Origin of the sequence: Bordetella petrii, assembly GCF_020991325.1 — a bacterium.
Classification (GTDB): Bacteria; Pseudomonadota; Gammaproteobacteria; order Burkholderiales; family Burkholderiaceae_B; genus Bordetella_A; species Bordetella_A petrii_E.
Genome location: NZ_JAJMLX010000325.1, coordinates 1 through 4,671, shown reverse-complemented (window position 1 = coordinate 4,671; position 4,671 = coordinate 1). Strand labels below are relative to the sequence as shown.

General features: G+C 65.6%; 4 protein-coding genes and 2 pseudogenes. 3 read left to right on the top strand and 3 right to left on the bottom strand.

What is annotated here, in order from left to right; genetic code table 11:
• From LPZ50_RS22000 to rpsT, 3 genes and pseudogenes are all read left to right on the top strand, one after another.
• Positions 1-264: pseudogene (locus LPZ50_RS22000) on the top strand (lipid II flippase MurJ); the annotation flags it as partial.
• 197 nt (positions 265-461) lie between these two features.
• Complete coding sequence (locus LPZ50_RS21995; RefSeq protein WP_230664946.1) at positions 462-1,451, top strand: FecR family protein; 990 nt, start codon at positions 462-464, stop codon at positions 1,449-1,451.
• Between the two features lie 92 nt (positions 1,452-1,543).
• Positions 1,544-1,807: a 30S ribosomal protein S20 gene (gene rpsT, locus LPZ50_RS21990; protein WP_006396042.1), complete on the top strand. Its 264-nt coding sequence runs from the start codon at positions 1,544-1,546 to the stop codon at positions 1,805-1,807.
• A 106-nt stretch (positions 1,808-1,913) separates the two neighbouring features.
• On the opposite strand, the gene garL is transcribed toward rpsT, so the two are convergent.
• The 3 genes and pseudogenes from garL to LPZ50_RS21975 form a co-directional block, all read right to left on the bottom strand.
• Positions 1,914-2,681, bottom strand: a complete 768-nt coding sequence (gene garL / locus LPZ50_RS21985) for a 2-dehydro-3-deoxyglucarate aldolase (RefSeq protein WP_230664944.1) — start codon at positions 2,679-2,681, stop codon at positions 1,914-1,916.
• A 36-nt stretch (positions 2,682-2,717) separates the two neighbouring features.
• The gene (gene araD, locus LPZ50_RS21980; protein WP_230664943.1) at positions 2,718-4,463 is read right to left on the bottom strand and encodes an L-arabinonate dehydratase; all 1,746 of its coding nucleotides are present in this window, start codon (positions 4,461-4,463) and stop codon (positions 2,718-2,720) included.
• Between the two features lie 65 nt (positions 4,464-4,528).
• Positions 4,529-4,671, bottom strand: a pseudogene (locus LPZ50_RS21975) (Ldh family oxidoreductase); the annotation flags it as partial.

The window sequence follows — 4,671 nt, the reverse complement described above, 5'->3', positions numbered from 1 at the left end:
ACCGTTGTGTGCCGCCGCGGCGTGTATCGCCCCGCCGCGGGCTGGCCGCGGTTCCTGCTGCGCATGCTGCCCGCCCTGGCCGCCCTGGCCATGGTGCTGCTGTACGCCGACCGCCACCTGAATTGGATTGCCCTGCAATCCACTCCTGGCCTGCGCGCCCTGTGGCTGGGCGGCGTCCTGGCCGCCAGCATGGCCGCATATTTCGCCTGCCTGTTCGCTTGCGGCTTCCGCCTGCGCGATTTCGGCCGCCGCCACGCCTCCTGATCCCTCGCTGCGGGCCGGCGTCGACCCCGGCACCCCGCTACGGGGCACGTTACAGCACCGTTACTTCGGTTTATTCTGCTTATAAACGTCACTTGCGGCACCAATGATCAAAAATTTCTCACAAAGTATGTAATCTAAAGTAAGAAAAGCATTATTATTTAAGAATGCAATTGCTCGGCAGCCACTCGGGTTCGCTCATGGGACAGGACATCCACTCCAGCCAGGCGCCTCCCCTCTCAGACCAGGTCATAGACTGGCTGCTGCTGCTGCGCTCGGGCCGCGCAACCCAGCACGACTACGCCAAGTTCCTCGCCTGGCGCGAAGCCAGTCCCCAGCACGACAACGCCTGGCAGCAACTTACCGGCAGCCTGGGCGGCTCGGCGCTGGGCCGCCTGGGCGATTCCTACCCCGCCGGCTATGTGTCCGACCTGCCCCCCGTCGCGCAACAGCCCACTTCCCGTGCGCGCCGCCGCTTCCTGGCGGGCGCCGCACTGCTGGGCATGGGCAGCGCCTCGGCGGCCTATGTCGGCAACCTGTTCTTCCCCCTGGACAGCCTGGCTTCCGACGCCGCCACCGGCACCGCCGAACGCCGCCGCTACATGCTTTCCGACGGCAGCGAACTGATGCTCGATGCGCGCAGCCGGGTCGACCTCAGCTACACCGCCAACAGCCGCAAGCTGAAACTGCTGTCGGGCGCCGTCGTGGTTACCGCGGCCTCGCACGACCAGCGTCCCTTCGTCGTGGAAACCTCCGAGGGCGAAATCCGCTCCAGCGGCACCCGCTACATGGTGCGCCAGCAACCGCACCGCACCCTGGTGGTGGCCCACGACGCCCCGGTCGAAATCGAAACCCGGGCGGGCTCGCGCGAAACCCTGCGGCCCGGCCTCGGCGTCCGTTTCGACGCGGTGCGCATGGGCGTGCCGCGGGCCGACCTCACCAGCCAGGCCGCCTGGGAACACGGCCTGGTCGATGCCCGTGGCCAGCCGCTCACCGAAATTGTCGAAGCCTTGCGTCCCTATTATGCCGGCGCCTTGCGCGTCTCCATGGCGGCGGGCGGCCTGCCGGTATCCGGCGAATACCCGCTCGACGACGTCGATACCGCGCTGCGCACGCTGGAAGCCGACATGCCCATCGACGTGCGGCGCTTCACGCCCTGGTTCGTATCCATCGGCGTGGCGTCGGCCTGACGCTTTTACCGGCCTTTGTCGGCAAAAGCCTTGCAATCCCCGGCAGAGTTGCTACAATGTTGGACTTTGCCGAATTCACTTAATATAGCAACATGGCCAATACCGCCCAAGCACGCAAGCGCGCTCGCCAATCGGTCGAGCGCAACAAGCACAATTCCAGCCTGCGCTCGATGCTGCGCACCGCCATCAAGCGCGTACGCCAATCCATCGCGGCCGGCGACAAGGCTGCGGCTGGCGAAGTGTTCCAGAAAGCCAGCAGCGTCATCGATCGCGTGGCTGACAAGAACATCATCCACAAGAACAAGGCCGCTCGCCACAAGAGCCGCCTGGCTGCCGCCATCAAGGCGCTGGCCTAAGCCATTGTGCCGCCCCGCCTAGCGTGGGGCGACATGAATACGGCAAAACAAAGGGATGCCCGCGGGCATCCTTTTGTTTTGCCTGGGCCTGCCAGCCCCGCGCGGTTCAGGTGGGAAAGGTTTCACGCAGGGCGAAGGTAGCCTGCTTGAATACCCCCAGGTCGGTACCCACCGCCACGAAATGCATGCCCATATCCAGGTAGCGGCGCGCGTCGGCGTGCGCGGGAGCCAAAATGCCCACCGCCTTGCCCTGCGCACTGGCCCGCTGGTACAGGTGGCGGATAGTGTCCTGCACCTCGGGGTGCCCCGGGTTTCCTATGTGCCCCAGAGCAGCTGCCAGATCTGACGGGCCAATGAAAATGCCATCCACCCCTTCCACCGCCGCGATCTCATCCACTGCTTCGATGCCGGGCCGGCTCTCGATTTGCAGCAGCACGCAGATGTTGTCGTTGATGGTGTGCAGATAGTCGGGCACCGTGCCGTAGCGGTTGCTGCGCTGCAGCCCCGCCACGCCACGCATGCCCTGCGGCGGGTAGCGCGTGGCCGCCACCGCGCGGCGCGCGTCATCTTCCGACTCGATAAACGGGATCAGCAGGTTGTAGAACCCGATATCCAGCAGGCGCTTGATTTCGACCGGGTCGTTCCACGTGGGCCGCCCCACGGCCGCGCTATTGCTGCCCTGCAGGGCCTGCAATTGCTGCAGGAACAGCGGGACCTCGTTGGGTGAATGCTCACCATCCAGCAACAGCCAATCGAAATTGGCCAGGCCCACCAATTCGGTGGTGATGTGGCTGGACATGCACATCCAGAAACCGATCAGCCGCTCACGCGCGAGGATGCGCTGGCGAAACCGGTTGGGCAAGGGTGATGTCATGGGAATTCCTCGGTCTGGGTGGGATCTTGCGCGGTATTAGTGGATCTCGGGCTCGCCGGCCACATCCTGGCGGCGGTCTGTCTGCAGGAAATCGAAGTCGCAGCCGGTGTCGGCCTGCCCGATATGCTTCAGGTACAGCACCCCATAGCCGCGTTCGAACCGGGGCGCCGGCACCTGCCACTGGGCCTTGCGCTGGGCCAGTTCGGCTTCGGACAACTGCACGTCCAGCCGGCGGTTGGGCACGTCCAGCGTGATCAGGTCGCCGTCGCGCACCAGGGCCAGCGGGCCGCCCACATATGACTCAGGCGCCACGTGCAGCACACAGGCGCCGTAGCTGGTGCCGCTCATGCGGGCATCCGAGATGCGTAGCATGTCGCGCACGCCCTGCTTCAGCAATTTCTGCGGAATGGGCAACTGCCCCCATTCCGGCATGCCCGGCGCCCCTTGCGGGCCGGCATTCTGCAACACGATCACGCTGTCGGCATCGACATCCAGGCCGGGGTCATCGATGCGTTCGGCCATGTCGTTGTAGTCTTTGAAGACCACGGCGCGCCCGGTATGGGTTTGCAACTGCGGCTCCATGGCCGGCGGCTTGATCACGGCCCCGTCGGGCGCCAGGTTGCCGCGCAGCACGGCCAGCCCGTCGCGCGCCACCAGGGCTTGCTCGCGGGACCGGATGACATCGTCGTTGAACACCCGCGCGCCCGCGATATTCTCGCCCAGCGTACGGCCGTCCACCGTCTGCTGGGTGGTGTCGAGCAAGTCACCCAGTTGCACCAGCAAAGCGCGCAGGCCGCCCGCGTAGTAGAAATCTTCCATCAGGTACTTGCCGGACGGGCGCAGGTTGGCCAGCACCGGCGTGCCGCGCGCCAGTTGGTCGAAACGGTCCAGGTCCAGCGGAAAACCGCAACGCCGCGCCATGGCGATCAGGTGCACCACCGCATTGGTGGAACCCGACAGCGCCAGCACCGTGCGCACCGCGTTGTCGAACGAAGCCACCGTCAGCATGCTGGACGGAGTCAGGTCCTGCCACACCATTTCCACGATACGCTTGCCCGACAGGCTGGCCATCTGCGCATGCCGCGAATCCGGCGCGGGAATCGACGAATAGCCCGACAGGCACAGGCCCAGCGCCTCGACCGCGGCCGTCATGGTGGACGCCGTTCCCATGGTCATGCAATGGCCCGGCGAACGCGCGATGCCGTCCTCCACGCCCTGCCAGTCGTCTTCCGTGATATTGCCGGCGCGCAGCTCGGCCCAGTACTTCCAGGTGTCCGAACCAGACCCCAGCGTCTGGCCATTCCAGTTGCCGCGCAGCATGGGGCCGGCCGGCACGAAGATAGTGGGCAGGTCCATCGACGCCGCCCCCATCAGCAGCGCGGGCGTGGTCTTGTCGCAGCCGCCCATCAGGACACAGCCGTCGGCCGGATACGAACGCAGCAGCTCTTCGGTTTCCATGGCCAGCAGATTGCGGTACAGCATGGTGGTGGGCTTCTGGAAAGGTTCGGACAGACTCATGGCCGGCATTTCCACCGGGAAACCGCCGGCCTGCCATATGCCGCGCTTGACCTCTTCGACCCGCTGCTTGAAATGGCTGTGACAGGGATTGATATCGCTCCAGGTGTTGATGATGGCGATCACCGGCTTGCCGGCGTAGTCGGAGCGGTGGTAGCCCATCTGGGCAGTGCGCGAGCGGTGCCCGAATGAACGCAGGTCTTTCACGCCATACCAGCGGTGGCTGCGCAGGTCTTCGGGGCGTTTGCGCTTGGAGGTGTCGGTCATGATGGGCGTAATCCTTCAATGAATAATCGGGGTCCGGCAATCGCCGTATCGCTGCAACGCCGTGTTCAGGCACCCAGCACGTAAGGCACCCCGCTGCGTTCGCACAGGGCATGCAGGCGCTGCGCCAGGGCGGCGGAAATGGGAATGCCGTCGCGCAGGCGGCGCTCGCGCTCGGCAGCCTCGGGCTCGCCCGCCACCTGCACCGGCC